Here is a 26,132-nt window from a genome sequence, read left to right on the forward strand (position 1 = left end):
CGACCACAGGGCCGCGCCGACGGCGTGCTGCGGCTGACCCTGACGCGGGGCACCGGGGCGCGCGGCGTGCTGCCTCCAGCGGACGCGGTGCCCACGCTGCTGATAACCCTGGCGCCCGCTCCACCGCCCGCCGGGCCGGTGGAGGCGGTGATCGCCCAAATGACCCGGCGCAACGAGCATTCGCCGCTGTCGCGCCTGAAGTCGCTCAATTATCTGGATTCCATCCTCGCCCGGCAGGAAGCCGCGGCGCGCGGCGCGGGGGAGGCGCTTCTGCTCAACGGCGCGGGCCGGCTGGCCGAGGCCAGCGTGGCGAACCTGTTCATCGTCCGTGACGGGCGCCCGCTGACGCCGCCGGTGGCGGAGGGCGCCCTGCCGGGCATCCGCCGCGCGCTGATTTTGGAACGGGGCGGCGTCGAGGAAGCCCCCATCTCCGTCGCCGATCTGCTGGGGGCCGGGGAAGCCTTCCTGACCAACAGCCTGGGCATTCGCCCGCTGCTGCGCGTGGACGGGCAGGACATCGGCGCCGGGAGCGTCGGGCCGGTGACCGCCGCCCTGCTGCGGGACGCCGAGGCGGAGTGACGCGCCCGGCTCACGGGCGGATGTAGGACCAGCCCTCTTCCTGAAGCTGCATCAGCCGGACGACGCCGGACGGCACCAGCTTGGCCTCGGGCACCATCGGAACCTCGCCCTGCTCCACGCGGATCATGCCGTTGCGGGTGTTCTCGCAGGCGGAATAGGTCAGCGTCGGCAGGCTTCCCTTCAGGGAGGTCAACCGCTCCTTCACCGGGGAGCGATCGGCGCGCAGCATGTGCAGACCGGGGCCGAAGGTCACCAGTTCGACCTCCACCTGCTCGCCGCTGTTCCTGTAATATTCGATGATGTTCTTGACGTTGTTCAGCGCCATGTTCATCAGCGCCGGATCGTTGGCGCTGACCTGGAGGGCGACGCGGTGGACGAGCGGCTGGTCCGCCCCGGCCTTCCGTCCCGCCAGGGAGGCGGTCATGCCCGCGAAGCCGGCCAGGGCCAGCGCCGCCCGGCGCGTGGGGTGCATCGCCATGTCATCCTCCCTACTGGTGCGGGGGCATCCGCTGTCCTAGCACAATGACCCCGCCCACGGCTTGTTCCCGAAGGGAGAGGCACCGCGACGGAAGGGGGAGGCCGTCAGCGGCGCATGGCGTGTTTGGCGGCCTGGACCATCATCATCTCCCCCACATTTTCCGGAGTCACCAAGCCGACCAGCCGCCCGTTCCCGTCGTCCACGCCGACCGCGGGCAGGCTCTTCTCCTGCATCAGGCGCAGCGCCTCCTCCAGCTTGCCACCCCGGTGGACCATGGGAATGTCGGGGCGCATCACCTCCAGAACCGGCGTGTCCGGGCCGCGGTCGCGCAGGGCGCGGATCAAATCGTCGCGGGTCAGCACGCCGCGCAGCGCCCCGGACCCGTCCACCACCGGAAACTCGTGCTGCGTCGTGCGCAGAAGGCACTGAACCGCGTCCTCCAGCACGCCGGAGGGCGGCAGGGTCTCGAAGCGGGTGACCATGGCGTCCGACACCGCGACGCCGTGGGTGATCTCGCGCATCTGCACCGCGTGCGCCTCCGACGCGGCACCCAGATAGACGAACAGGGCGATGAACAGCAGGAGCGGGTTGCCGAACAGCCCCAGCAGCCCCAGCCCGATGGCCACCGCCTGCCCGACCGACGCCGCCACCTGCGTGCCGCGGACATAGCCCATCCGGCTCGCCAGCACCGCCCGCAGGACGCGCCCGCCGTCCATGGGGAAGGCCGGGATCAGGTTGAACAGCGCCAGGAACAGGTTGACCACGGCCAGCCGCGACAGCACGTCGATGCCGGCGTTCTGCACCTCCGCCGCCCCCGCCGGCACGAAGCCGCCGAGTGCCGCGTAGAGCAGCGCCGCGATCACCAGATTGACCGCCGGCCCGGCCAGCGCCACCACCAGCTCCTGCGACGGCTTTTCCGGCAGCCGCTCCAGCCGGGCCACCCCGCCGATGGGCAGCAGGGTGATGTCCGGCGTCCGCACGCCGTAGCGCCGGGCGGCGAAGACATGCCCGAACTCGTGCAGCAGGACGCACAGGAACAGCAGCGAGAGGAAGACCACCCCCTCCAGCGCCGCCGGCCAGCCGCCCTGGGCATGGTAGGCGGCGCCGATCCACAGAAGGAACAGGAAGAAGGTGATGTGGATGCGGATCACCGTACCCTTCACGGTGCCGATGGGGATCGACCAGCTCATCCCGACCTCGCCTCGCGCTGTGGATACGATCCTTATGTGGTGTTCCGGAGTGCGAGACGGGACGGGCCTGTTCGGAATACCCGCTACACCGCCTTCAGATGGCGGACCGGGCGGCCGGGGGACAGCGCCTCCGCCGCGCGGACGATGGCCTGGGCGTCGATGCCGTGATGGCGGTAGAGGTCGGCGATGGTGCCGGTCTGGCCGAAATGCTCCACCCCCAGAGCCCGCGTGCGGTGCCCGTGCACCGAGCCCAGCCAGCCCAGCCCCGCCGGATGCCCGTCCTGCACCGTCACCAGCGCGCAGTGGGACGGCACCCCCTCCAGCAGCCGTTCGACGTGGGAGCGCGCGTGGGCCTTGCCGCGCTCGCGCGCCCGCTGCGCTGCGCTCCAGCCGGCGTGAAGCCGGTCGGCGGAGGTCACCGCCAGCAGCCCGACGTCCCGCCGGTCCTCGCCGAGCCAGCCCACCGCCTCGATGGCCTCCGGCGCCACCGCGCCGCTGTAGGCGACCACCACCTGTGCGTTCGGGCCGGGCCGCCGCAGCCAGTAGGCGCCCTGCACGATGCCGCGCTCCAGCTCCGCGTCCATGGTCCGGACCGGCTGTTCCAGCACGCGGGAGGACAGGCGCAGATAAACCGAGCCGCCGGTCTCGTCGCGCAGCCAGTTCTGTTCGTCCGGTTTTCCTTCGCCCTCCCGCTGCAAGTAGTCGAAGGCCCAGCGCATGGTGACGGCCAGCTCGTCGGCGAAGGCCGGCTCGAAGCAGGCCAGCCCGTCCTGCGCCATCCCGACCAGCGGCGTCGCGATGGACTGGTGCGCTCCGCCTTCCGGCGCCAGGGACACGCCCGACGGCGTCGCCACCAGCAGAAACCGGGCGTCCTGATAGCAGGCGTAGTTCATCTGGTCCGCCGCCCGCATCACGAAGGGGTCGTAGACGGTGCCGATGGGCAGCAGCCGCTCCCCGAACAGCGCGTGGGACAGGCCCAGCGCCGACAGCAGGATGAACAGGTTGGACTCCGCGATGCCCAATTCGAAATGCTGGCCGTCGGGCGAGAAGTCCCATGTGTAGGTGGAGGGGATGCGCTCCTTCCTGAACAGGTCGGCCAGCGCGCTCTTGGCGAACAGGCCGCGGCGGTTCACCCAGGCGCCGAGGTTGGTGGAGACCGTCACGTCCGGCGCGGTCGTCACGATGCGCTCCGCCAGCTCCGTCCGCTCCCGGCCCAGCTCGTTCAGGATCAGACCGAAGGCCGCCTGGGTGGACAGCGCCTTCTGCGCCGGGACCGCCAACGCCGCGGGCACCGGGACCGCCGCCGCGCCATAGCGGCGGCGCCCCTTGGCCGCGAAGGGCACCCGCTTCAGGAAGGCGTCCAGCGTCTCCGCGGGCAGGGCCAGCCCTTCGAAGCGGTCCCATTCATGGCCCGCGCGGACGGCGTTGGCGGCGCGGAAGCCGTCCATCTGCGCCGGGGTCATCAGGCCGGAATGGTTGTCCTTGTGCCCGGCCAGAGGCAGCCCCGCGCCCTTGATGGTGTAGGCGATGAAGCAGACGGGCCGGTCGTGCGTGCGCGCCTGGGCGAAGGCGTCGAGCAGCGACGGCAGGTCGTGGCCGCCCAGATTGCCCATCAGCCGGGCCAGCTCCTCGTCGCTGCGGCGCTCGATCAGGCGGGTGACCGGCCCCTGGTCGCCGAGATCGTCGAGCAGCCGCTTCCGCCACGCCGCGCCGCCCTGGTAGGTCAGCGCGCAATAGAGCTGGTTCGGGCACTGGTCGATCCAGGCGCGCAGCCGCTCGCCGCCCTCCTCCTGGAAGGCCGCCTGCATCAGCGTGCCGTATTTCAGGATCACCACGTCCCAGCCGAAGGCGCGGAAGATGTTCTCCAGCCGCTCCCACAGCCCCTCGCGGATCACCGCGTTCAGGCTCTGGCGGTTGTAATCGACGATCCACCAGGTGTTGCGCAGCCCGTGCTTCCAGCCTTCCTGGAGGGCTTCGAAAATGTTGCCCTCGTCCATCTCGGCATCGCCGACCAGCGACACCATGCGCCCTTCCGGCAGATCCTTCGCCCAGCCCTTGGCCTTCACATAATCCTGCACCAGCGAGGCGAAGAGCGTCTGCGCCACCCCCAGCCCGACCGAGCCGGTGGAGAAGTCCACGTCGTCCACGTCCTTTGTCCGCGACGGGTAGGACTGCGCGCCCTTGAAGCCGCGGAAGTTCTCCAGCTTCGCGCGCGTCTGGTTGCCCAGCAGATACTGGATGGCGTGGAAGACCGGGCTGGCGTGCGGCTTCACGGCCACCCGGTCCTCCGGGCGCAGGGCCTGGAAATAGAGCGCCGTCATGATCGTCGCCAGCGAGGCCGAGGACGCCTGATGCCCGCCGATCTTCAGCCCGTCCTGGTTGGGGCGGACGTGGTTGGCGTTGTGGATCGTCCAGGACGCGAGCCAGAGAACCTTGCGCTCCAGCTCGCGCAGGCAGGCGAGGTCGGCGTGGTTCGGAACGGTCGCGTCCATGTCGGTTCCCCCTTCAACGGAACGTTTGTCGATGATGGGCAGAGCCTATCATTTGTGGCACGGCAGGCGTTTGCAAAGTGGCGCCCGGAACGCCGCAGGTTTAGCATCCGATTGCGCAAGGAAGGGCAGGGCGGCACGAAATGCCAAAAATCAAACTCGACCGCATCGACCGGAAAATCCTCGCCCTGCTCCAGCAGGACGGGCGGATGCCCAACAACGAGTTGGCGGAGCGCGTCGGCCTGTCGCCGTCCCCCTGCCTGCGCCGGGTGAAGGCGCTGGAGGAGGCGGGCGTCATCACCCGCCACGTCGCCCTGGTCGATCCCGCCGCGGTCGATCTGCCGGTGAACGTCTTCGTCAGCGTCAGCCTGGAACGGCAGGTGGAGGAGCGGATCGACGCCTTCGAGGCCGCCGTGATGGCGCTGCCGGAGGTGATGGAATGCTACCTGATGACCGGCGACGCCGATTATCTGCTGCGCGTCGTGGTGCCCGACCTCGCCAGCTACGAGCGCTTCCTGAAGGATCATTTGACGCGGATTTCCGGCGTCGCCAACATCCGGTCCAGCTTCGCGCTGAAGCAGGTGCGCTACCGCACGGCCCTGCCGCTGGGCCATCTGGCAGGCTGAGCGGGGCACGGCATTAGACGTCTAATAGGCGCCGCCTTGTCCTCTGACGTTCACGATGGAAGACCTGGGGCGCGTTTTGCCATAAACAGTATTGGAAAAGGGGGACGCGCGGCGAATCCCCCATGGATGGTTCAAGGCATCGGGAAGCAGGACAGGATGATGGACTGGGACAAGTTGCGGGTGTTCCACGCTGTGGCCGAGGCCGGCAGCTTCACCCACGCGGGCGAGGCCCTCAACCTCAGCCAATCGGCGGTCAGCCGGCAGATCAGCGCGCTGGAGGACAGCCTCGGCGTTCCGCTGTTCCACCGGCACGCCCGCGGCCTGATCCTGACCGAGCAGGGCGAACTGCTGAACCACGCGGCGCGCGACATCTTCGCCAAGCTGTCGATGACCCAGGCGATGCTGGGCGAAAGCAAGGACGCCGCGAAGGGCCCGCTGAAGGTGACGGCCACGACGGCTTTCGGCTCCACATGGCTGACCCCGCGCATCGGGGAATTCCTGGCGCTCTACCCGGACATCCAGCTCACCCTGATGATCACGGACACCGAGCTGGATCTGGGCATGCGCGAGGCCGACGTGGCGATCCGCGTCAGCCCGCCGCGCCAGCCGGACCTGATCCAGCGGCATCTGATGACCTTCCGCTCCCACCTCTACGCGCACCGCCGTTACCTGGAGCGGCGGGGCGAACCGCAGACGGTGGCCGATCTGGCGTCCCACGATCTGGTCACCTACCCGCAGGAAATGAGGCCGCCCTTCGCCAACACCCACTGGCTGCGCGATCTTGTCACCGAGCCGGTGGCCCGCAATCGCACGGTTCTTCAGGTCAACAACCTCTACGCCATCTTCCGCGCGGTGGAGAGCGGGCTGGGCATCGGCTCGCTGCCCGATTATCTGGTCGCCGGCCTCGGCGACATCCTGCGGGTGCTGCCCGAGCAATCCGGGTCGAAGGTCGATGCCTTCTTCGTCTATCCGGAGGAACTGCGCCATTCCAAGCGCATCGCGGTCTTCCGCGATTTCCTGATCCGCAAGGTCGCGGAAAGCCAGTTCTGACCACCGCCCAACAGGTCGGGTACCCTGCGGGCGCGGCGCTTGACGGCTCCGCGCCCGCCGCCGTTCATGCGGATTCGGCCACCGGCTCGGCGGGGGTGGAATCGCTGTCGAACAGGTCGGGGAAGCGCCGGGCCAGTTCCGGCAGGGAGGTCAGGATCTCGCGCAGGTGCAGGCGCATGGCCGCCTCCGCGGCGTCGGGGCAGCGCGCCCGGATGCCCTCCACGATCCCCTCGTGCTGGGCGATCAGCCGGTCCAGCGGGGTCGCCTGCGGCAGGCTGAGGTAGCGCACACGGTCCATCTGGGCCTTGGTCTCCTCCACCACCCTCCAGGCGTATTCACAATCCACCCCCAGTGCGATGGTGCGGTGGAAGGCTTCGTCCAGTTCCAGGAAGGCCGTCGGATTCGTGCTTCCGGCGGCCTCACGCTGTCCCTTCAGGTTGGCCTCCAGTTCCTGGACGACACGGGCCGGCAGCCCCTCGCCGGCCTTGCGCGCCACGGCCAGTTCCACCGCTTCGCGGACGAAGCGGGCGTCCATCACCTGCTTGGCCGAGATCCTCACCACGAAGGTGCCGCGCTGCGGGCGGATGAGGACCAGCCCGGACTCGCTCAGCTTGATGAAGGCCTCGCGCACCGGCTGGCGGCTGACGCCCAACTGGCCGGCGACCTCCTGTTCGGACAGCGGCTGGCCGGGCCGGAACTCCATCGTGACGATGGCGTGGCGCAGTTCCCGGAAGACGCGGCGCGCCACGGGTTCCGCCGAATCCGGTTCGATCCTCCTCAACATGGTCACCCTTCCATCCTTCCTGCCGACCCTCCACCCGAACGACGCCGGGCGGCGGAATCATCCTGCATCGTTCGCAAGCCCATGGACAACACCATTCTTGTATACTACCATACCAGTCGTGGATCAAACAATTGCCTGAGCGCATCAAGGGTTTTTCCTCAAAGGGGGAGGAGACATGAGCATCATCACCCGCACATGGCGCGCGGCCGCCCTCGGCCTGACGCTGGTCACCATCGCCGGCGGCGCGCTCGCCGCCGACTACACGCTCAGCGTGAACACCGCGCTGGCGCAGCAGGACCCGCTCTATAGGGGGCTGGAGGAGTTCAAGAAGAACGTCGAGGCGCGGTCCGCCGGCAAGATGGCCGTCCGGCTGTTCCCCGGCTCGCAGCTCGGCAAGGACGAGGACGTGCTGGAGCAGGCGCGCGCCGGAGCCGGCGTCGCGGTGGTCGTGGACGGCGGGCGCCTCGCCGTCTTCGTGAAGGAGTTCGGCGTGCTGGGCGGCCCCTACCTCGCGCAGGGCTACGACGGCATCCGCAAGGTCGTCACCTCCCCCATGTTCGACCAGTGGGCGGACAAGCTGCGCAAGGCGTCGGGGCATCAGGTGCTCTCCTTCAACTGGTGGCAGGGCGAACGGCACCTGCTGACCAACAAGCCGGTGAAGGACCCCGCGGATCTCGCCGGTATCCGCATGCGCACGCCGGGCGCGCCGGTGTGGATGGAGACGATCCGCGCCATGGGCGCCACCCCGACCCCGATGGGCTGGTCGGAGGTCTACACCGGCCTTCAGCAGAAGGTGATCGACGGCGTGGAGGCCCAGCACCCCGCCAGCTTCGGTTCCCGCCTGTATGAAGTGACCAACCGCGTCACCAAGACCGGCCACATCAACCTGATCACCGGCATCGTCACCAGCGCCGCCTGGTTCGACAAGCTGCCGCCGGAGCAGCAAAAGATCCTGAAGGAGGAGGCGCTGAAGGCCGGTGACAGCGCGTCGCGCGCCACCGAGGCGTCGCTCGCCGACTTCGAGAAGCAGATGAAGGAGAAGGGCGTGACGATCGAGGAGATCGACGTGACCCCGTTCCGCAAGGCCACCGCGCCGGTCTACGAGAAGCTGGGCTACGCCGAACTCCACAAGGAGGTGGAGCGGCTGCTGCAGAACTGACGCGGGGTCAGGGTCCTGGCCTTGCCCCCACCCCGGCCCTCCCCCGCTGACGCAGGGGAGGGCCGGGGTGGGGGCAAAACGTCCCCAGCCAGCGCCTGTCCCCCGCATCCCCGTTCCCCGCCGCCATCATGGGCCGCCATCAAGGGACTGCCACCATGTCCTCCTGGTTCCATAAGGGAGAAGCCTTCCTGGCGATGCTTCTCCTCGCCGCCATCGTGCTGCTCGTCTTCGCCGCCGGCGTCATGCGCTGGTTCGGCCATCCCCTGGTCTGGTCGGTGGACGTGGCGCAGCTTCTGTTCGTCTGGGTCGCCTTCCTCGGCGCCGACATGGCGCTGCGCAAGCGCGCCCACATCGGCATCGACTATCTGGTCAAGCGCCTTCCGGACTCGACCCGCGCCGTGCTGGATATCGTGCTGGGCGTGCTGGTCCTGGCCTTCCTCGTCACCATGACGGTGATGGGCTACCGGCTGACCATGCTGAACCTGGAGCGCCAGTTCGGCGACAGCGGCATCAGCTACGCCTTCGTGACGGCGGCGGTGCCGGTGGGCTGCCTGCTGCTGGCCGTCACGCTGACCGGACAGATCCTGGACACGCTGCGCGAGCTGCGCCGCCACCCCAAGCCGGTCTTCGCGCCGGCCCCCAAAACCGGCGACATCGAGGAGGTCGTGCCGTGACCCTGCTTGCCGTCACCTTCTTCGCGCTGATGGCGTTCGGGCTGCCGATCGCCTTCGCCATCGGCATCGCCGGCTTCTCCTTCTTCGCCACGAACGACATCATCCCGATGTCCATCGGGGTGCAGCAGGTCGCCTCCGCCTCGCAGAGCTTCCCGCTGCTGGCCGTGCCCTTCTTCGTGCTGGCCGGCCACATGATGAACCGCACGGGCATCACCAGCCGCCTGATCAACTGCTCCAACGTGCTGGTGTCCTGGATGTCCGGCGGGCTGGCCCAGGTGTGCATCGTGCTGTCCACGCTGATGGGCGGCGTCTCCGGGTCGGCGGTGGCCGACGCGGCGATGGAGGCGCGCATCCTCGGCCCCAGCCTGATCGCCCGCGGCTATTCGAAGGGCTTCACCGCCGCCGCCATCGCGGTCGGGTCGCTGATCACCGCGACCATCCCGCCCAGCCTGGGGCTGATTCTCTACGGCTTCGTCGGCAACGTGTCGATCGGGCGGCTGTTCCTGGCCGGCGTCATTCCGGGCTTCATGATGATGGCCGGGCTGATGCTGACCGTGTGGCTGATCGCGCGGCGCCGCGGCTACCGCCCGGAAATGGCGGAACGCCCGACCCTGCGCGCCGTGTGGCGGGCGGTAGCCGACGCCAAATGGGCGCTGCTGTTCCCGGTGGCCCTGCTGTTCGCCATCCGCGGCGGCCTGTTCACCCCGTCGGAGGTCGGCGCCTTCGCCGTCGTCTACGCCGCGGTGGTGGGCTTCCTTCTGCACCGGGAGCTGACCTGGGCCGGCGTGGCCGAGGCGCTTCAGGAAGCGGTGGTGGACACCGGCCTGATCATGCTGATCATCCTGTTCTCCGGCATGGTCGGCTACGCCATCATCTTCGAGCAGGCGCCCCAGAGCATCGCCGAGGCGATGACCCAGCTCACCACCAACCCGCTGCTGGTGGTCGCGCTGATCCTGATCTTCCTGTTCATCGCCGGGCTGTTCGTGGAAAGCACGGTGCTGGTGCTGCTGCTGACGCCGATCTTCCTGCCCATCGTGACGCCGCTGGGCGTCGATCCGGTGCATTTCGGCATCCTGATGATGACCATCGTCACGCTGGGCTCCATGACGCCGCCGGTGGGGGTCGCCATGTACACGGTGTGCAGCCTGCTGGATTGCCCGGTGGAGGAGTACGTCGTCGAATCGCTGCCCTTCGTCGGCACCATCGTCCTGCTGGTCGCCGTGCTGACGCTCTGGCCGGGGCTGGTGCTGTTCCTGCCGAACATGCTGATGTAAGGAACGGGGGCTTTGCTTTCAGGGGGCGGACCGGACCGGGCCGCCCCTTCGCATTGTCCCCGGGCCGGGTCATTTCCCGGTCATCATGCCCCAGACCGGTTCGATCACCTTGTGCACCAGCGGGATCAGCAGGGCGCCCAGCAGAAGCCCGAACAGGCCCGCCCCCGCCGCCGCCACCAGCCATTCCACCGCGGCCTGCACCGCCGGCACCGCGTGACCCGCCGCAACGGCGGCGCCATGGATGGCGTGCCCGACCGCCGTCAGGCCGAAGCCCTCCAGCCCATGCACGACGATGCCGCCGCCGACCCACAGCATCGCGGCGGTGCCCACCAGGGCCAGCAGCTTCAGGAAGACCGGCATTCCCTTGACCAGACCGCGCCCGATCCCCTGCGTCACCAGGGCGAGCGCCCGGTCGGCCCCGCCCGGCGCGCCGGGAGGCGCGCTGCGCAGCCCCAGCAGGCTCGCCGCCGGGCGCCCGTTCTGCGCCAGCGACAGGCCCACGTCGTCGGCCTTCACGATCAGCGCCACCGCGCCATAGACCAGACCGGTGATTCCCGCCCCAACGAGCGCGAGAACGGCGGCCTGCATCCAGAAGGACGAGGTTTCCGCGGCGACCGTGGACAGGACGATGGCCATGATCTCCGCCGACAGGATCAGATCCGTCTTGATGGCGCTGTTGACCTTCTCCCGCTCGAACTGCGCGGCGTCCTGCGCCGCGGCGCCCGCTCCACCGCCGTCGTGATCCGCGGCGTGGGGCCGCAGCGCCTCCCACACCTTCTCCGCCCCTTCGTAGCAGAGGAAGCCGCCCCCCAGCATCAGCAGCGGCGTGATCGCCCAGGGCGCCACGAGGCTGAGCGCCAGCGCCGCCGGCAGCAGGAAGACCAGCTTGTTCTTCAGCGATCCCAGCGCGATCTTGCCGATGATCGGCAGTTCCCGGTCGGCGGTGAAGCCGACCACGTAGCGCGGCGTCACCGCGGCGTCGTCCACCACCACCCCGGCGGCCTTGGCCCCCGCCCGCGCCGCCTGTCCGGCGGCATCGTCCAGCGAGGCGGCGGCGACCTTCGCCAACCCGGCCACGTCGTCCAGCAGTGCGATCAATCCCGTGCTCAAGGCCCTGGCTCCCCTCCGTACCGGCGTCCATGGAGCAGAGAACGCCGCCGGGAGCAAGCCGGACCTTCGGAAGGGCCGGTCAGCCGTCCGCCAGTTCGTCGGCGGTCAGCACGCGGAGGTCCAGGTCCGGCGTGGCCCGCCCGTCGTCCAGATAGAGCACCCGGTCCACCAGCACCAGCACGCGCACGCCGTCCACCGGCACGACGCTCAGCCGGCGGTTGAGAACGGCGTTGCGGAAGGCCACGGCCCGGTCGTTGTAGGTGACCGACAGGACGTCGTTCGTCCCCTCCAGCATGGGCAGGGCGTAGCGCTCCATCATCTCCGCGGTCAGCCCGTCGATGCGGGGCAGAAGGGAGGAACCGAGGATGTCGAACCGGTGCTTCTCGATCCAGCGCGCCAGCGGCGGCGACACCGCCTGCGCGATCAGGCCGGGCGTGTAGAGGGTGCTTTTCTCCCCCATGTTCCGCACCATCGCCTTCAGGCCGAGGAAGGTGGGGTGGTGCCGGAAATGGCCGGTCAGAACGTCGCGCAGCAGCGTCTGCTCCCGCGGGTCGGGCAGGGCGGTGCCGGCTTCCCAGCGGGCGACGGTTTCTTCGGTGATGGCCAGCATGACGGCGAACTGCGCGCGGGTCAGGCCGTGCAGACTCCTCAAAGCGCGGACGATCTGCGGCCACTCTTGCGCCGGCACGGACGGCTCTCCGGATTATCCCCAGGGGCAACGATGGAGAGAATACGTGATTCGCTCGCAAACACATACGCAATCATGCGGGGGGCGCCATGCCGAACCCTCGGCATTTGTTCGCTTGACCGACTGTTTTGACCATAAACGCTTGAACAAGCTGTAATTTTTCGGTCTTGCTGCCCTGCGGGCATAGCGCTTCTGGTATTGGGTATACCACGGCACACTAAACCCATCAGCCAAGAGGAGACACACCATGGCCTACGCTTCCGCCCATCACAGCCACCACGACGGCCTTCTGTCGCAGATCGCCAAGGGTGTTACGGAGTTCGCCGGCGCCTGGTTCTCGGCCACGCCGCTGTACATTGTATACCAGGCCGTTTCGTCCGGCGCCTTTGCCCCGGCGGCCAGCACCTCGACGCTCGATCTGCCGACGCTGATGCGCGAATGACCGGCGGCAGGGCCATACGGCCCCCCGACACGGCGGCCCGCCCATCCGGGCCGGAAAAAAGGACCGAAAAAGGACCGACTCCTCCGGAGCGGTCCTTTTTCGTTTCACCCATGCGCTCTACCCGGTGAGCGTGAAGGTCGCCGGAGGCTTCCCCCGGCGCTGCCGCTCCAGCATCGTCAGGAACGCCCGATCCAGCGAGCGCGTGTAGCCGTCCATATCGAACAGCGGACCGCCGTCGCGACCCGCGCGCAACGCGGCCCGCAAGGTTCCGAGGTCGCCGCGGTTGTTCGCCCAATGGAGAACCGCGCTTTCATACTGCGCCAGGGACTCCGCAACGAACCCGGGGATGCCCGCGGCGTGGAGCAGGCTGGCCGCCACGCGCGACTGCAACGTCCGTCCCGGGCACGTCACCACCGGAAGCCCGACCCACAGCGCGTCGCTCGCTGTCGTGTGGCCGCCATAATGAAGGGTGTCCAGCATCAGGTCGGCGTTCTGCAACCGGGACAGATGGTCGCCCAGGGACGGCGCCCAGGACGCGAAGACGAGACGGTCCGCGGCGATGCCCGCCGACAGGGCGGATCGGCGCAGATTCCGCTCCGCCTCGGCGTTCGTCCGGGCGAGCCACAGCACGGCGTCGGGAATCTGGCGAAGCAACGACATCCAGACCGCCCAGACCTCGGGCGTGATCTTGTAGGCGTTGTTGAAGCAGGCCAGCACGAACCCGTCCGCAGGAAGCCCGCAGGCCGCACGCGGCGGTGGCGGCGGGACCTCGCCGCGGCGGTCCCGCGGCATGAAGCAATGGGGCATCCGCGCGACCGCCTCCGCGAAGCCGCTCTCCAACTCCGGAGGCAGGGCAACGGAATCGGCGAGGATGTAGTCGATCCAGGGCGCGCCCATGGTGCCGGGATAGCCCAGGAACTGCACCTGCAGCGGGGCCGGACGGGCGGCGAGGATGTGCGGCCTCGGATGGCCGGTGTAGCCCTTGAGGTCGATCAGGATGTCCACGCCGTCCCGGCGGATTGTCTCGGCGGCCTCCTCCGCGGTCAGGGAATCGATGTCGACGAACCGGTCCACGCCCTCGCGGACGCGCCGGCGCTCGACGCCGTCGTCGTCCGGGCCGTAGCTGTAGGCGATCACGCGGAAACGCGACCGGTCGTGCAGCGCCAGCACCTCCGCCAACAGTTGCGCGACCGGATGCTGGCGGAAGTCGTTCGACAGATAGGCGATGGTGGCGACGTCCGCCTTGTTGTGCTTCGCCTTGAGCCGCACCGGCTTCGACCGGATCGTCTGCGCGTGCGCCCGCGCCGCCGCCAGAAGCGATCCGGCGGAAACGCGGTGGGACAGCATCATGGACGCCTGCACCGGCACCCCCTGCGAGGCGATGGCCTCCAGTTCCCCGGCGTCCTCGTCGAACGTGGACCAGTCGCAGGATTGCTGCTTCGTCTGGATGAGCCCGACCGTCGCAGTCGGGTTCTGCGGCGCAATTTTCAGCGCGCGGCCATAGCTTTCCGCCGCGGCGCCCAGCCTGTTCCGCCCTTTGAGAATCGTTCCCAGATTGAACCACACGGCGGGAGCGTGCGGCGCCGCCGCCGCCGCCCGGCGGGCCAAACGCTCCGCCTCTTCCAGACGTTCCAGTTGAAACAGCACCGCCGAGAGGCTGAGCAGAGTGTCCGGATGGCCGGGCTGCAGGCGCCGCGCCCGTTCGAGCGTGCCGGCGGCGCGGTCGAACGCGCCCATCCGGAACAGGGTGTTGCCGATGTTGAGCTGGATTCCGGGGTGATTCGGGTCGTGGCGGAGCGCCAGCTCGAAGGCGGCCAAGGCGTCGTCGTAGCGCTGGTTCTGGAAGGCGTCGTTCCCGGCCGCCGCGTAGAGGTCACGCCCGAAGGCCGCGATCTGGGGATTCGCGATCAGAGTGTTCAAGGCGACGTCTCTGGTCGCCTGCTCGAACAACGCGACGGCACGCCCCAGATCGTTTCTCCGGGCCAGAGCCAGGGCGTCCGACAGCTTGCGCATGTCCGGCCCGGGGGGGCCGCTGCGGTGTCTGTTCTTGTTCATATCCAAAACGACCCTGCTTTTCTCGATTCACCCAACGCTCCGCACCGCGCCGCGATTGCCGCAGCCCGGTCCGCGTGAGCCGCACCGCCCTGGCGATGCCCTCAATCCGGGTATGGTAGCGCACTCCCGGTCCGGCGGGGGAGCGTTGTCGTCGGACCTGCCCCACCCGCAGGCCATGGAAGGAGACGTCAGGCGTCCCCGGCGATCTCCGCCAGAAGCTGCACCTGGAAGGACAGCAGGAAGGCCGCCCGCTCCCGCGCCCGTTCCCGGCCCGCCGGGGTCTGCATCGTGTTGGGAAGCAGCAGCAGCTTCGCCTTGAAATGGTCCAGCGCGTATTGCAGGTCGTCCAGCGGGCGGCCCTCGGCCAGCGGGTCCTCGCCATGGAACAGCGCCCGCTTCATCAGGCCGGAGGTGGCGAAGCAGCGCGCGATGCCGATGGCTCCCAGGCTTTCCAGGCGGTCGGCGTCCTGGACCAGCTTGGCCTCCACGGTCAGCGGCGGGATACCGGCGGAGTAGCTGTGCGCCTCGATGGCGTGGCGGGTGGCGGGAATCAGCGCGTCCGGGAAGCCCATGCCGCGCAGGACCTCCTCCGCCCGGTCCGCCGACAGGCGGGAGGCGCGGCTGCGGTCCGGGTGGTCCTTCGGCACGTTCACGATGTCGTGCAGCAGGGCGGCGGCCAGCACGACCAGCATGTCGGGCGGCGGCCCGCCGTCCCGTTCGGCCTCCGCCGCGGCCAGGGCCTTGGCGGTGCGCCAGACGCGAAGAAGATGGTCGATGTCGTGGGCCGGGTCCTCGGCCGCGTTGGAACGCAGCCATGTGGTGATGGAGCTTTCCCAAACATCGACATCGCTGAGCACAACATCCTTCGGCATGAGCGCTCGTCCTCTTCAGTGCTTTTTACATAATATGGGGACGGGCAGGGCGGTTGTCCCGAAATCATTTGTGGGCGGCCTTTTCCTTCCCCCAAATCGGGACCCCCGAATAAGGTCCCGCCTATCCGGAATGGTTGCACCGCGCCGAATGCCCGGTGACCGCGGATCGTCCCGCCGTTAAGGTGACGCCCGCCCGGACCGGGCCGACCGACAGGCAGAGGGGAGACATGCAGCCGATCATTCAGGTGCGCGGGCTGGAAAAGACCTACGCCACCGGCTTCCAGGCGCTGAAGGGGGTCGATCTCGACATCCGGCGCGGCGAGATCTTCGCCCTTCTGGGGCCGAACGGGGCGGGCAAGACCACCCTCATCAGCATCATCTGCGGCATCGTCCGGGCCACCGGCGGCAGCGTGACGGTGGACGGGCACGACATCGTGCGCGACTGGCGCGCCGCGCGGTCGCTGATCGGCCTCGTCCCGCAGGAGCTGACGACCGAGGCGTTCGAGAGCGTCTGGGCCACCGTCAGCTTCAGCCGCGGGCTGTTCGGCAAGCCGCCCGATCCCGCCCACATCGAGAAGGTGCTGAAGGATCTGTCCCTCTGGAACAAGAAGGACAGCAAGGTCATGGCGCTGTCCGGCGGCATGAAGCGCCGCGTGATGATCGCCAAGGCCCTGTCGCACGAGCCGCGCATCCTCTTCCTCGACGAGCCGACCGCCGGGGTGGACGTGGAACTGCGCCGCGGCATGTGGGAGATGATCGGGCGCCTGCGCGACAGCGGCGTGACCATCATCCTGACCACCCACTACATCGAGGAGGCGGAGGAGATGGCCGACAGCATCGGCGTCATCTCCGACGGCCGCATCGTCCTGGTGGAGGACAAGGCGGCGCTGATGCGCAAGCTGGGCAAGCGGCTGCTGACCCTTCAGCTCCAGAACCCGCTGGAGTCCATCCCGGCGGAACTGGCCGGCTATCCCCTGGCCCTGTCCGGCGACGGGCGGGAGCTGGTCTACAGCTTCGACACGCAGGAGGAGCACACCGGCATCGCCGGGCTTCTCCGCAAGCTGGGCGACCACGGCATCGATTTCACCAACCTGCACACCGAGGAAAGCTCCCTTGAGGAGATCTTCGTCAGCCTTGTGAAGGAGCGGGCATGACCTCCCCCATCAACCTTCATGCGGTCAAGGCCATCTACCTGTTCGAGCTGGCCCGCACCTGGCGCACGCTGTTCCAGAGCATCGCCGCCCCCGTCATCTCCACCTCGCTCTACTTCATCGTCTTCGGGGCGGCGATCGGCGGGCGCTTCACGGCGGTGGACGGGGTGACCTACGGCGCCTTCCTGGTGCCCGGCCTCGTCATGATGTCGGTGCTGACGGAAAGCGTGTCCAACGCCTCCTTCGGCATCTACATGCCGCGCTATTCGGGCACGATCTACGAGGTGCTGTCGGCCCCCATCTCCGCCTTCGAGACGGTGGTGGGCTATGTCGGGGCGGCGGCCACCAAGTCGATCATCCTCGGCGTGCTGATCCTGCTGACGGCCCGGCTGTTCGTCGATTACTCGATCCAGCACCCGTTCTGGATGGCCGCCTTCCTGGTTCTGACCTCGGTCACCTTCAGCCTGCTGGGCTTCATCCTGGGGATCTGGGCGGACGGCTGGGAGAAGCTCCAGATCGTGCCGATCCTGATCATCACGCCGCTGGCCTTCCTCGGCGGCAGCTTCTATTCGATCAGCATGCTGCCGCCGCTGTGGCAGAAGATCACCCTGTTCAACCCGGTCGTCTATCTGGTCAGCGGCTTCCGCTGGAGCTTCTACGGGCAGGCCGACGTGCCGGTGGGGATCAGCCTCGCCATGACCGCCCTGTTCCTGGCGCTCTGCCTGACGGCGGTCTGGTGGATCTTCCGGACGGGTTACCGGCTGAAGGCGTGACGGCTCCGGACGGCGGGGATCACCCCTCGCCGTCCGGCATTCCGTGCACCCGGTGCCAGTCCTCCAACGACTCCGCCGGATAGTCGTCGCGGCATTCGTCCCCCGGCCCGGCCTGGACCGGCACCCAATTGGCCTTGGACCCCAGCATCATGTGGACGTGGGACGGCGCCTCCGGCAGGGGCGTGTCGATGGCGCTGGCGAAGGGATGGACCAGCTCCGGCCAGCGCGGGTCGCTCACCCACAAAGCGGAGCCGCAGCGGGAGCAGAAGCGCCGCTCGCCGGGGCTCTCCTGCCCGTCGATGCGGGCGTGGAAGACCGTGACGTGCTCCGCCCCCGTTATCTTCAGCGTGTCGGCCCTGGCCCCCAGATTGATGGCGTAGCCGCCCCCGCCCGCCGTCTTGCGGCAGACCGAACAGTAGCAGCGCAGGTAGGGGACCGGCGCATAGGCGTCCACCGAGAAACGCACCGCACCGCAGTGGCAGGACCCGTCGAGCTTCATCCGTCCTCTCCTCCGATCCACGGGCGCCCGGCTGCGGCGCCCCTTTCCTGAACAGGCGAAAGCCCATTCCGGCGCGGAGAGGCCGTCCCGAGGGATGGCCGGCCTATATGCGTTTTATATTCCAGGCCGCCCTTTGCCCCCTCGAATTTATACGCGCATCGGACGCAGCCTGACCGAACGGGACGGTCGTCGGCTCCGCCCTGGTCGGTCATGAACGTCCTGCGCATCAACCTTGTCCTCGACGCCGCCACGGCGAAGCATTAGCTGAAGGTCAACGAAGGAGTCCCCGTCCGCGCTCCCGCAAGGCGGGGAAGGGGTAAGGGAATCGCCGATCCGCTCTGAAAGCCACCCGCCGCATGCCGAACGACCGCCCCGCCGACCCCACCCGGCCTTCGCCCGAAGCGCTGCTGCGCGAAGCGGTGCGGGAGGGGCGCGGGCGGCTGAAGCTGTTCCTGGGCGCCGCACCGGGGGTCGGCAAAACCTACGAGATGCTGCTGACCGCCCAGGCCAAGCGCCGCGACGGCGTGGATGTGGTGGCCGGCGTGGTCGAAACCCATGGCCGCCGCGAAACCGAGGCGCTGCTCGCCGGGTTGGAAACCATCCCCCGCCGCAGGATCGAATACCGGGGCCGCCTGCTGGAGGAGATGGACCTCGACGCCATCCTGGCCCGCCGTCCGGCCATCGCCCTGGTGGACGAGCTGGCCCACAGCAATGCCCCCGGCAGCCGCCACGCCAAGCGCTATCTGGACGTGGAGGAGATCCTCGCCGCCGGGATCGACGTCTACACCACCCTGAACATCCAGCATGTGGAGAGCCTGAACGACGTCGTCGCCCGGATCACCCGCGTGCGGGTGCGCGAGACGGTGCCGGATTCCATCCTCGACCGCGCCGACGACATCGAGGTCATCGACATAACGCCGGACGACCTGATCCAGCGGCTGAAGGACGGCAAGGTCTATGTCCCGCACACCGCCGAGCGGGCCATCCGCCATTACTTCTCCCCCGGCAACCTGACGGCGCTCCGCGAGCTGGCGCTGCGCCGCACCGCGCAGCGGGTGGACGACCAGTTGCTCACCCACATGCAGGCCCACGCCATCGCCGGCCCCTGGGCGGCGGGGGAACGGCTTCTGGTCTGCGTGAACGAGGACCCGGCCTGCGCCGCCGTCGTCCGCTACGCCCGCCGCCAAGCCGACCGGCTGCGCGCCCACTGGACCGCCCTGCATGTGGAAACCCCGCGCAGCCTGCGCCTGACCGAGGCCGAGCGCGACCGCATCGCCGACGCGCTGCGGCTGGTCGAGAAGCTGGGCGGCGAGGCGGTGACCATTCCCGGCGGCGACGTGGCCGGCACGGTGGTGGACTACGCGCGGGCCAACAACGTCGCCCACATCGTCATCGCCAAGTCCCACCGCCCGCCCTGGGCCGAACTGCTGCGCGGCTCCGTCGCCTTCCGGCTGATCCGGCGGGCCGGGGGCATCAGCGTCCACGTCATCGCCGACGACGCCGCGGAGCCGATCCCGCCCAAGACGGTGCGCACCGCCGCTCCCCGGCGACCCGCCCTGTCCTGGTGGCCCTACGCCGCCGCCACCGGCTATGTCGCGCTGGCGCTGGGTGTGGGGGAACTGCTGCATCTGGTCCTGGACGTCGGGAACGTCGGGCTGGTCTTCCTGACGGCGGTGCTGACCAGCGCGGTGACCGGCGGACTGGGGCCGTCGCTCTACGCCTGCGTCGCCAGCATCCTGGCCTTCAACTATTTTTTCCTGAACCCGCTCTACACCTTCTCCATCGCCGATCCGGAGAACATCGTCGCGCTGTTTTTCTTCGCGGTGGTCGCGGTGATCGCCAGCAACCTGACCGCCCGCGTGCGCGCCCAGGCCGTCACCGCCCGCCTGCGCGCCAAGACGACGGAGGACCTCTACGGCTTCAGCCGCAAACTGGCCGGGGTGGTCACCATGGACGACCTGCTGTGGGCGACCGCCCACCAGATCGCCGCGATGCTGAAGGTGCATGTGGTCCTGCTGCTGCCGGAAGGGAACACGGTGGCCGTCCGCGCCGGCTACCCGCCGGAGGACGAGCTGCGGGAGGCCGACCGCGCCGCCGCCGTCTGGGCGTGGGAGAACAACCGGCCCGCCGGGCGCGGGTCGGACACGCTGCCCGGCGCCAAATGGCTGTTCCTTCCCCTGCGCACCGGGCGCGGCCCGGTCGGGGTGGTCGGCATCGACACCGACACCGCCCGCACCGGCAAGCCCGGCGCCCTGCTGACCCCCGACCAGCGCCGGCTGCTCGACGCGCTGACCGATCAGGCGGCGCTGGCCATCGAGCGCGTCACCCTGGCCGAGGACGTGGACCGCGCCCGGCTGGCCGCCGAGACGGAGCGGCTGCGCTCGGCCCTGCTCACCTCGATCTCCCACGACCTGCGGACGCCCCTGGCCTCCATCCTGGGATCGGCGACCAGCCTGACCGCCTACGGCGCCCGGATGGACGAGGCGTCGCGCCGCGACCTCGCCGCCACCATCCAGGAGGAGGCGGAGCGGCTGAACCGCTTCATCGCCAACCTGCTGGACATGACGCGCCTGGAATCGGGGGCCATCCGCCCGCGCACCGGCCCCGTCGATCTGACGGAGACGGTGGGCAGCGCGCTGGAGCGGGCGGGCCGCATCCTGGCCGGGCACATGGTGGACGTGGACCTCGCCGCCGACCTGCCGATGCTGGAGGCGGACGACGTGCTGTTCGAACAGGTTCTCTTCAATCTGCTGGACAACGCGGCCAAATACGCGCCTACGGGCTCGCTGATCCGGGTCAGGGCGTTCCGGGAGGACGGACAGGTGCGCATCGAGGTGCTGGACGAGGGCGAGGGCATTCCCGCGGCGGACGTGGAACGGATCTTCGACAAGTTCTACCGCGTCCAGGCCCAGGACCGGCAGCGCGCCGGAACCGGGCTGGGGCTGGCGATCTGCCGCGGCTTCGTCGAGGCGATGGAAGGCCGCATCGCCGCCGGCAACCGCAAGGACCGCTCCGGCGCCGTCTTCACCCTGACCATGCCCGCCGCCGCCGCATTGCCCGGACTTGAGGAAGAGGTCGCGCCATGAGGTCCGAATCCCTGCCGCTGCGCGTCCTGGTGGTGGACGACGAGCCGCCGATCCGCCGCTTCCTGCGCACCACCCTGTCCGCCCAGGGCTACGACATTGCGGAGGCGGAGGACGGCGCGAAGGCGCTGGAGGAGGTGCGGCGGCGCCCGCCGGACCTGCTGGTGCTCGACCTCGGCCTGCCCGGCGTCGGCGGGCTGGAGGTGATCCGCCGCCTGCGCGGCGACGGGGTGGCCACCCCCATCATCGTGCTGTCCAGCCGCGCCGACGAGGCGGGAAAGGTGGAGGCGCTGGACCTCGGCGCCGACGATTACGTGACCAAGCCCTTCGGCATGGACGAGTTGCTGGCCCGCATCCGCGCCGCCCTGCGCCACCGCCTGCAACAGCAGGGGGAGCGCCCGCTGTTCCGCAGCGGTGACCTTGCCGTCGATCTGGTCCGGCGGATCGTGACCGTCCGCGGCGCCGAGGTGAAGCTGTCGCCCCGCGAATACGACCTGCTGCGCCTGCTGGTCGCCCATGCCGGCAAGGTGCTGACCCACCGCTTCATCCTGAAGGAGGTCTGGGGCGGCGAGACGGACGTGCAGTATCTGAGAATCTACATCCGCCAGCTCCGCCAGAAGATCGAACGGGAGCCGGAACGCCCGCTGCACATCCTGACGGAAACCGGGGTTGGCTACCGGCTGCGCGCCGCCGATTGATCCCGTTCCACCCCCTGACGCAACCCACCGCTGCACGCTAAACCTGCTGCGCGGGGCGCGAATTCGTGCGACAGAAGCACCCGGGCCGCTGTTCCCACCGCGAGCCCCAAGAAAAGAGATGACCGGATACCGCAACTGAGCCCACCCGCAGCCTCGAAGAGAATTTTCATATGGAAAGCGTCGATCTCTGGTCGCAGCTCACCGCCCTTGGGCAGGTGATCGCCATCGACCTGGTTCTGGCCGGCGACAACGCCATCGTGGTCGGCATGGCCGCCGCCGCGGTGCCCCTGGAACAGCGCCGCAAGGTGATTTTCTGGGGCATCGGCGCGGCCATCGTGCTGCGCATCTTCTTCGCCCTGATCACCACCCAGCTCCTCGCGATCATCGGCCTGACCCTGGCCGGCGGCGTGCTGCTGCTGTGGGTCTGCTGGAAGATGTACCGCGAACTGCGCTCCCACGGGGCGGACGAGGTGGCGCCCGACGAGGCGCTGGCCGCAACGGGCTCCGGCGCGGGGGACGCCGCGGTGGGCGCGGCGGTGGCGACGACCACCTTCGGCGCGGCGGTCTGGCAGATCGTGGTGGCGGACGTGTCGATGTCGCTGGACAACGTGCTGGCCGTCGCCGGCGCGGCGAAGGACCACCCCACCATCCTGGTCATCGGCCTGCTGCTGTCGGTCGTGCTGATGGGGGCCGCGGCCAACATGATCGCGCATGTCCTGCACAAGCACCGCTGGATCGGCTGGATCGGTCTGGCGATCATCACCTATGTGGCGCTCGACATGATCTGGCGCGGCGGCAACGAAGTGCTGACCCAGGCCCACCTGCTCTGACGAAAAGAAAAACCCCCCGCCCCTCCGGACGGGGGGTTTTTCTTCAAGCGCTCCCGCCCTCCAGCACCGCCCGCAAATCCTCCAGACGGCGCACCGCCCGCACCCCCAGCGTGCCGTCGCGGCCCCGGATCGCCACCGCCCGGCGCTCCAGATGCTCCAGCCGCCGGCAGCCCGCCAGTTCGGCCACCGCGTCGGAAAAGACCACCGTGGCGTCAAGCTGCTTGGTCATCTCCTCCAGCCGCGCCGCGACGTTGCCGGTGTCGCCGATGAACTGGAGCGACCCGTCCTCCGAACAGGCCACCGCCCCGACCACGGCAAGGCCGGAATGCACCCCGGCACCGAAGGCCAGGGGCTGGTCCAGCTCCTCGGCGAGGTCGCGGCTCAGCAGCTCGATGTCGCGCCACAGGTCGGACGCGGCGCGCAGCGCGCTGGCCGCCGCCGCCGCGGGGTCCCGCTCGTCGGCGAACATGCCCATCACCCCGTCGCCCGCGATGGCGATGACATAGCCGCCCTGCCGCCGGATCGCGTCGGTGACCACCTGGACGTAGCGGGTGACGATGAACAGCGCGTCGAAGGGCAGCCGCTCCGCCGCCAGCGAGGTCGATCCCCGCAAATCCACGAACAGGGCGGTGATCGCCAGCTCCCGTCCGCTGTCCATGGGGGTGGAGACGGCGAAGGTGCGCCCGTTGTCCCGCGCCGCCAGCAGCGGCGTGACCGACAGCGGCGCCACGGGGCGGAGCTGGCAGGCCAGCCGGACGGACGGGGGCGCCTTCATCCGCTCCAGCACCGCCCGCTCCGTCGGGTTGGGCGGCGGCAGGGCCTCCGCCCCTTCGGTCACCCGGACGCGGCAGGTGGAGCAGCGGCCCCGCCCGCCGCACAGCGCGGTGTGGGGGATGCCGTTGGCCCGGCTCGCCTCCAGCACGGTGGTCCCGCGCGGGACGGTCACCGCGCGCCCGCCGGGATAGGCGATGCGGACGGGGCTGGTCGTCCGCGCCCGCCAGTTGCGGTACTGCCGCAGACCCAGCGTGCCGACCAGCAGCAGGACATAGGCGTTGAACACCCCGCCGCTCAGCGCCGCCAGGGCGGCCCGGTTCTCCGCCTCCGGAGAGCCGGCGGGGGGCGGGCGGAACTGCTCCAGGTAGGCGGGGTCGGCGGCGGCCCGGCGCTCGGCGTCCCAGCCGGCGTTGACGATCCCGGCCAGCGCCAGCAGCGGCAGCAGCATGGCGAAGGCGCCGAGCAGCGCCGCCCGCTGCCGGTACCAGGGCTTCAGCATCAGCCAGCCGCGCACCCCGATGCAGCCGTGTATCCAGACGATCACCAGCAGAAGGAGCTGCCGCCACAGCAGGGTTTCCGGCGCGGTGATCCAGTAGAGGACGATCGCCCGCGGGTAGGTCAGCGGATCGCCGTACAGATCGTCGGCGAACATCCCCGTCATGCCGTGCGAGATCAGCAGGAGCGGGATGCACAGGCCGAGCCCGAGCTGCCAAGCCTCCCCCGCGGGCATGCGCAGGTGGCGGCGCCGGTACAACGCCCACAGCCCCAGCCCGGCGTGGGTGACGAAGGAACCGGCGAGCAGCGCCTGCCCCGGCGGCGTGTCCCAGACCCACAGCAGGGTGTGGCGCGCCACCTCCATCGCCGGCAGAAGCAGCAGGCCGGCGGCGTGGGCGATGAAATGGGTGATGACGAAGGTGAACAGCGTCAGGCCGGTGAACAGGCGCAACGGGCGTTCGATCCGGCGTTTCATGAACGGTTCCGGGCGGCGGATGGGACGGGCGTCCATGTCGGTCGGCGGGCTCGGTCTGTGGGGCTCGGCTTGTGCGTGGCGGCCCCCGGCATAGTATGGGATGATCCCGCGCCATGCCACAGCCCGACACCCATACTCGTTCATGAGGCCCCGTTCATGAGGCGCCGGACCGAAACGCTGGCGGGAGCGGCGCTGTTCCGCTCCCTCTCTCCCGCCGACCTGCGGGCGCTGGAGGACCGCTGCCTCTGGCGCCGGGTGGAGGCCGGGCAATGGATCATCGATTTCGAGGATGAGGGGACCGACGTCTTCGTCGTGGCCGCCGGTCTGGTCCGGGTCAAGATCCGCGCGATCTCCGGGCGGGAGGTGATCCTGCGCGACATCCCCGCCGGGGAGTTCTTCGGGGAGCTGGCGGCCATCGACGGCAAGGCGCGCTCCGCCGGCATCGTCGCCGTGACCAACGCCACCGTCGCCTGTCTGCCCGCCCCGCTGTTCCGCGATTGCGTCCACCGCCACCCCGACGTCTGCGATCAGGTGATGGTCCTGCTGGCCGGGGAGATCCGGAAGCTCGCCACGCGGGTGAACGAGTTCAACACGCTGGACGTGCGCCACCGCATCTACGCGGAACTGCTGCGGCTGGCGCGGCCCGACGGGCGGGGAGAGCACACCGCCACCGTCTCCCCGCCGCCGCCCCACGCCGACCTCGCCGCCCGCGTCAGCACCCGGCGCGAGGCGGTCTCGCGGGAGCTGGGCGCGCTGGAGCGCGACGGGCTGCTGGAGAAGCGGCGGGGGGCGCTGGTCCTGCTGGACACCCGCCGCCTGCGCGACCGGATCCGGCAGGCGGCGGAGGAGGACTGAGGGTGGGCGTTTAAGCCTTCACCGCCTCGGACTCGATGATGATCTGGATCTCGTCGCCGATGTTCGGCACGCCGTACTTCATGCCGAAGTCGGAGCGCTCGATCGTGCCGCGGGCGGAGAAGCCGACCGTCTCCAGCTTGCTGGCCGGGCTGACGCCGTCCTTGTTGAAGGTGACGTCCAGCACCACCGGCTTGGTGACGCCCAGCAGGGTCAGGTCGCCGTGCAGCTTGCCGGTCTTGTCGCCGGTCTTCTCGATCTTGGTGCTCTTGAAGGTCAGCTTGGGGAACTCCTTCACGTTGAAGAAGTCCGGCGACTTCAGATGCTCGTCGCGCTTGGCGTGGTTGGTGTCGATGCTGGCGGTGTCGATGCTCACCGACAGCGCGCTCTTGTCCGCCGCGTCCTTGTCGAAGGACAGCTCGCCGGCCACCGTGTTGAACTGGCCCACCGCCTTGGAGAAGCCCAGATGGTCGACGATGAACACCACGGCGGTGTGGGCGGGGTCCAGCTTGTAGGCGACCGGGGCGGCCTGCGCCGTCAGCGGCAGGGCAACGAGAGCGGACAGGGCGGCGGCGGCGAGAAGGCGCTTCATGGTTCGGGTCCTTTGTCGGTTTGAAGGAATGGGTCGGATCGGTCAGTAGCCGGACACGTCGGAACCGGCGGAAAGAAGGAAGGCGACGCCCACGGCGGCGATGGCCGGCACCAGGGCGAGAACGGTCAGCGCCACGGTCCCCATGGCCCGTCCCGCCGCCGTCCGGGGCAGGGGCAGGCGGTCGCGCAGCCGGTCGGCGAAGAAGGCGGGCAGGACCAGCAGCAGGGCTTCGGCGCGGGCGGAGGAGAAGAAGGTCAGCGTGGCGGCCAGCAGCACCAGGATGCCCAGCGCCGCCTGACCGGCGTTGCCCCAGGCATGGCGCTCCACCGGCCAGTTCCACAGCAGCAGCCCGCCGGTGGCCGCAGCCAGCGCGAAGGCGAGCTGCGCCACGGAGGCCGAGGCGCCGACCAGCGCCACCCCGCCCACCGCCACCGCGGCGG

The 26,132-nt window shown here is 69.5% G+C and carries 24 protein-coding genes and 1 pseudogene; 13 read left to right on the plus strand and 12 right to left on the minus strand.

Features of this window, described 5'->3' with window-relative positions; genetic code table 11:
* Window positions 1-579, plus strand: a 579-nt coding sequence (locus QSG27_RS15980; RefSeq protein WP_306707783.1) for an aminotransferase class IV, incomplete at its 5' end; no start/stop codon positions are given.
* A gap of 10 nt (window positions 580-589) precedes the next feature.
* Here the strand turns inward: QSG27_RS15980 and QSG27_RS15985 are convergent.
* From QSG27_RS15985 to QSG27_RS15995, 3 genes are all read right to left on the minus strand, one after another.
* Entirely contained in the window at window positions 590-1,057 is a 468-nt protein-coding gene (locus QSG27_RS15985) for a DsrE family protein (RefSeq protein ID WP_306707785.1), read from the minus strand.
* A gap of 104 nt (window positions 1,058-1,161) precedes the next feature.
* Window positions 1,162-2,247, minus strand: a complete 1,086-nt coding sequence (locus QSG27_RS15990; protein ID WP_306707786.1) for a site-2 protease family protein — start codon at window positions 2,245-2,247, stop codon at window positions 1,162-1,164.
* An 83-nt stretch (window positions 2,248-2,330) separates the two neighbouring features.
* The gene (locus QSG27_RS15995) at window positions 2,331-4,739 is read right to left on the minus strand and encodes a transketolase (protein WP_306707788.1); all 2,409 of its coding nucleotides are present in this window, start codon (window positions 4,737-4,739) and stop codon (window positions 2,331-2,333) included.
* Window positions 4,740-4,879: 140 nt separating this feature from the next.
* Between QSG27_RS15995 and QSG27_RS16000 the strand changes: the two genes are divergently transcribed.
* Together QSG27_RS16000 and QSG27_RS16005 are read left to right on the plus strand one after the other, a co-directional pair.
* The gene (locus QSG27_RS16000) at window positions 4,880-5,362 is read left to right on the plus strand and encodes an Lrp/AsnC family transcriptional regulator (protein ID WP_306707791.1); all 483 of its coding nucleotides are present in this window, start codon (window positions 4,880-4,882) and stop codon (window positions 5,360-5,362) included.
* A gap of 159 nt (window positions 5,363-5,521) precedes the next feature.
* The gene (locus QSG27_RS16005) at window positions 5,522-6,412 is read left to right on the plus strand and encodes a LysR family transcriptional regulator (RefSeq protein WP_306707793.1); all 891 of its coding nucleotides are present in this window, start codon (window positions 5,522-5,524) and stop codon (window positions 6,410-6,412) included.
* Window positions 6,413-6,476: 64 nt separating this feature from the next.
* Here the strand turns inward: QSG27_RS16005 and QSG27_RS16010 are convergent, their stop codons facing one another.
* On the minus strand, window positions 6,477-7,196 hold the full coding sequence (locus tag QSG27_RS16010) for a GntR family transcriptional regulator (RefSeq protein WP_306707826.1): 720 nt from the start codon (window positions 7,194-7,196) through the stop codon (window positions 6,477-6,479).
* A gap of 175 nt (window positions 7,197-7,371) precedes the next feature.
* Between QSG27_RS16010 and QSG27_RS16015 the strand changes: the two genes are divergently transcribed.
* The 3 genes from QSG27_RS16015 to QSG27_RS16025 all read left to right on the plus strand — a co-directional run bounded on the left by QSG27_RS16015 (window position 7,372) and on the right by QSG27_RS16025 (window position 10,303).
* The gene (locus QSG27_RS16015) at window positions 7,372-8,355 is read left to right on the plus strand and encodes a C4-dicarboxylate TRAP transporter substrate-binding protein (RefSeq protein WP_306707795.1); all 984 of its coding nucleotides are present in this window, start codon (window positions 7,372-7,374) and stop codon (window positions 8,353-8,355) included.
* A gap of 155 nt (window positions 8,356-8,510) precedes the next feature.
* Window positions 8,511-9,029 carry a TRAP transporter small permease gene (locus tag QSG27_RS16020; RefSeq protein WP_306707797.1) on the plus strand — a complete coding sequence of 173 codons (519 nt, stop codon included), beginning with the start codon at window positions 8,511-8,513 and terminating at the stop codon, window positions 9,027-9,029.
* Window positions 9,026-10,303 carry a TRAP transporter large permease gene (locus tag QSG27_RS16025; protein ID WP_306707799.1) on the plus strand — a complete coding sequence of 426 codons (1,278 nt, stop codon included), beginning with the start codon at window positions 9,026-9,028 and terminating at the stop codon, window positions 10,301-10,303. The genes QSG27_RS16020 and QSG27_RS16025 overlap by 4 nt, the downstream gene beginning before the upstream one ends.
* A gap of 69 nt (window positions 10,304-10,372) precedes the next feature.
* Here the strand turns inward: QSG27_RS16025 and QSG27_RS16030 are convergent, their stop codons facing one another.
* Together QSG27_RS16030 and QSG27_RS16035 are read right to left on the minus strand one after the other, a co-directional pair.
* A complete protein-coding gene (locus tag QSG27_RS16030) occupies window positions 10,373-11,413 on the minus strand; it encodes a DUF808 domain-containing protein (protein WP_306707801.1) in 1,041 nt (346 codons plus the stop codon).
* A 79-nt stretch (window positions 11,414-11,492) separates the two neighbouring features.
* Window positions 11,493-12,101, minus strand: a complete 609-nt coding sequence (locus QSG27_RS16035) for a helix-turn-helix domain-containing protein (protein ID WP_306707803.1) — start codon at window positions 12,099-12,101, stop codon at window positions 11,493-11,495.
* A 247-nt stretch (window positions 12,102-12,348) separates the two neighbouring features.
* Between QSG27_RS16035 and QSG27_RS16040 the strand changes: the two genes are divergently transcribed.
* A complete protein-coding gene (locus QSG27_RS16040) occupies window positions 12,349-12,543 on the plus strand; it encodes a hypothetical protein (protein WP_306707805.1) in 195 nt (64 codons plus the stop codon).
* Between the two features lie 117 nt (window positions 12,544-12,660).
* On the opposite strand, the gene QSG27_RS16045 is transcribed toward QSG27_RS16040, so the two are convergent.
* Together QSG27_RS16045 and QSG27_RS16050 are read right to left on the minus strand one after the other, a co-directional pair.
* Window positions 12,661-14,598, minus strand: coding sequence for an O-linked N-acetylglucosamine transferase, SPINDLY family protein (locus QSG27_RS16045; protein ID WP_306707807.1), 1,938 nt, complete (start codon window positions 14,596-14,598; stop codon window positions 12,661-12,663).
* 188 nt (window positions 14,599-14,786) lie between these two features.
* Window positions 14,787-15,470 carry an HD domain-containing protein gene (locus QSG27_RS16050; protein WP_306707809.1) on the minus strand — a complete coding sequence of 228 codons (684 nt, stop codon included), beginning with the start codon at window positions 15,468-15,470 and terminating at the stop codon, window positions 14,787-14,789.
* Window positions 15,471-15,697: 227 nt separating this feature from the next.
* Between QSG27_RS16050 and QSG27_RS16055 the strand changes: the two genes are divergently transcribed.
* The gene (locus QSG27_RS16055; RefSeq protein ID WP_306707811.1) at window positions 15,698-16,624 is read left to right on the plus strand and encodes an ABC transporter ATP-binding protein; all 927 of its coding nucleotides are present in this window, start codon (window positions 15,698-15,700) and stop codon (window positions 16,622-16,624) included.
* The gene (locus QSG27_RS16060; RefSeq protein WP_306707813.1) at window positions 16,621-17,394 is read left to right on the plus strand and encodes an ABC transporter permease; all 774 of its coding nucleotides are present in this window, start codon (window positions 16,621-16,623) and stop codon (window positions 17,392-17,394) included. Before QSG27_RS16055 ends, QSG27_RS16060 begins: the two co-directional genes overlap by 4 nt.
* Window positions 17,395-17,413: 19 nt before the next feature.
* Here QSG27_RS16060 and QSG27_RS16065 read toward each other — a convergent pair whose 3' ends face one another.
* The gene (locus QSG27_RS16065) at window positions 17,414-17,893 is read right to left on the minus strand and encodes a GFA family protein (RefSeq protein ID WP_306707815.1); all 480 of its coding nucleotides are present in this window, start codon (window positions 17,891-17,893) and stop codon (window positions 17,414-17,416) included.
* Between the two features lie 356 nt (window positions 17,894-18,249).
* Between QSG27_RS16065 and QSG27_RS16070 the strand changes: the two genes are divergently transcribed.
* From QSG27_RS16070 to QSG27_RS16080, 3 genes are all read left to right on the plus strand, one after another.
* A complete protein-coding gene (locus QSG27_RS16070; RefSeq protein WP_306707817.1) occupies window positions 18,250-20,979 on the plus strand; it encodes a sensor histidine kinase in 2,730 nt (909 codons plus the stop codon).
* A complete protein-coding gene (locus QSG27_RS16075; protein WP_306707818.1) occupies window positions 20,976-21,674 on the plus strand; it encodes a response regulator in 699 nt (232 codons plus the stop codon). The genes QSG27_RS16070 and QSG27_RS16075 overlap by 4 nt, the downstream gene beginning before the upstream one ends.
* Before the next feature lie 170 nt (window positions 21,675-21,844).
* Window positions 21,845-22,504: a TerC family protein gene (locus QSG27_RS16080; protein ID WP_306707819.1), complete on the plus strand. Its 660-nt coding sequence runs from the start codon at window positions 21,845-21,847 to the stop codon at window positions 22,502-22,504.
* A gap of 43 nt (window positions 22,505-22,547) precedes the next feature.
* Here the strand turns inward: QSG27_RS16080 and QSG27_RS16085 are convergent, their stop codons facing one another.
* The gene (locus tag QSG27_RS16085; protein WP_306707820.1) at window positions 22,548-24,248 is read right to left on the minus strand and encodes an adenylate/guanylate cyclase domain-containing protein; all 1,701 of its coding nucleotides are present in this window, start codon (window positions 24,246-24,248) and stop codon (window positions 22,548-22,550) included.
* A 156-nt stretch (window positions 24,249-24,404) separates the two neighbouring features.
* On the opposite strand from QSG27_RS16085, the gene QSG27_RS16090 reads away from it, so the two are divergent.
* Entirely contained in the window at window positions 24,405-25,103 is a 699-nt protein-coding gene (locus QSG27_RS16090) for a Crp/Fnr family transcriptional regulator (RefSeq protein WP_306707822.1), read from the plus strand.
* A gap of 10 nt (window positions 25,104-25,113) precedes the next feature.
* On the opposite strand, the gene QSG27_RS16095 is transcribed toward QSG27_RS16090, so the two are convergent.
* The gene (locus QSG27_RS16095; RefSeq protein ID WP_306707824.1) at window positions 25,114-25,692 is read right to left on the minus strand and encodes a YceI family protein; all 579 of its coding nucleotides are present in this window, start codon (window positions 25,690-25,692) and stop codon (window positions 25,114-25,116) included.
* A 42-nt stretch (window positions 25,693-25,734) separates the two neighbouring features.
* Window positions 25,735-26,132, minus strand: a pseudogene (locus tag QSG27_RS16100) (hypothetical protein); the annotation flags it as partial.

This window comes from Azospirillum isscasi, from assembly GCF_030849505.1.
GTDB lineage: Bacteria > Pseudomonadota > Alphaproteobacteria > Azospirillales > Azospirillaceae > Azospirillum > Azospirillum isscasi.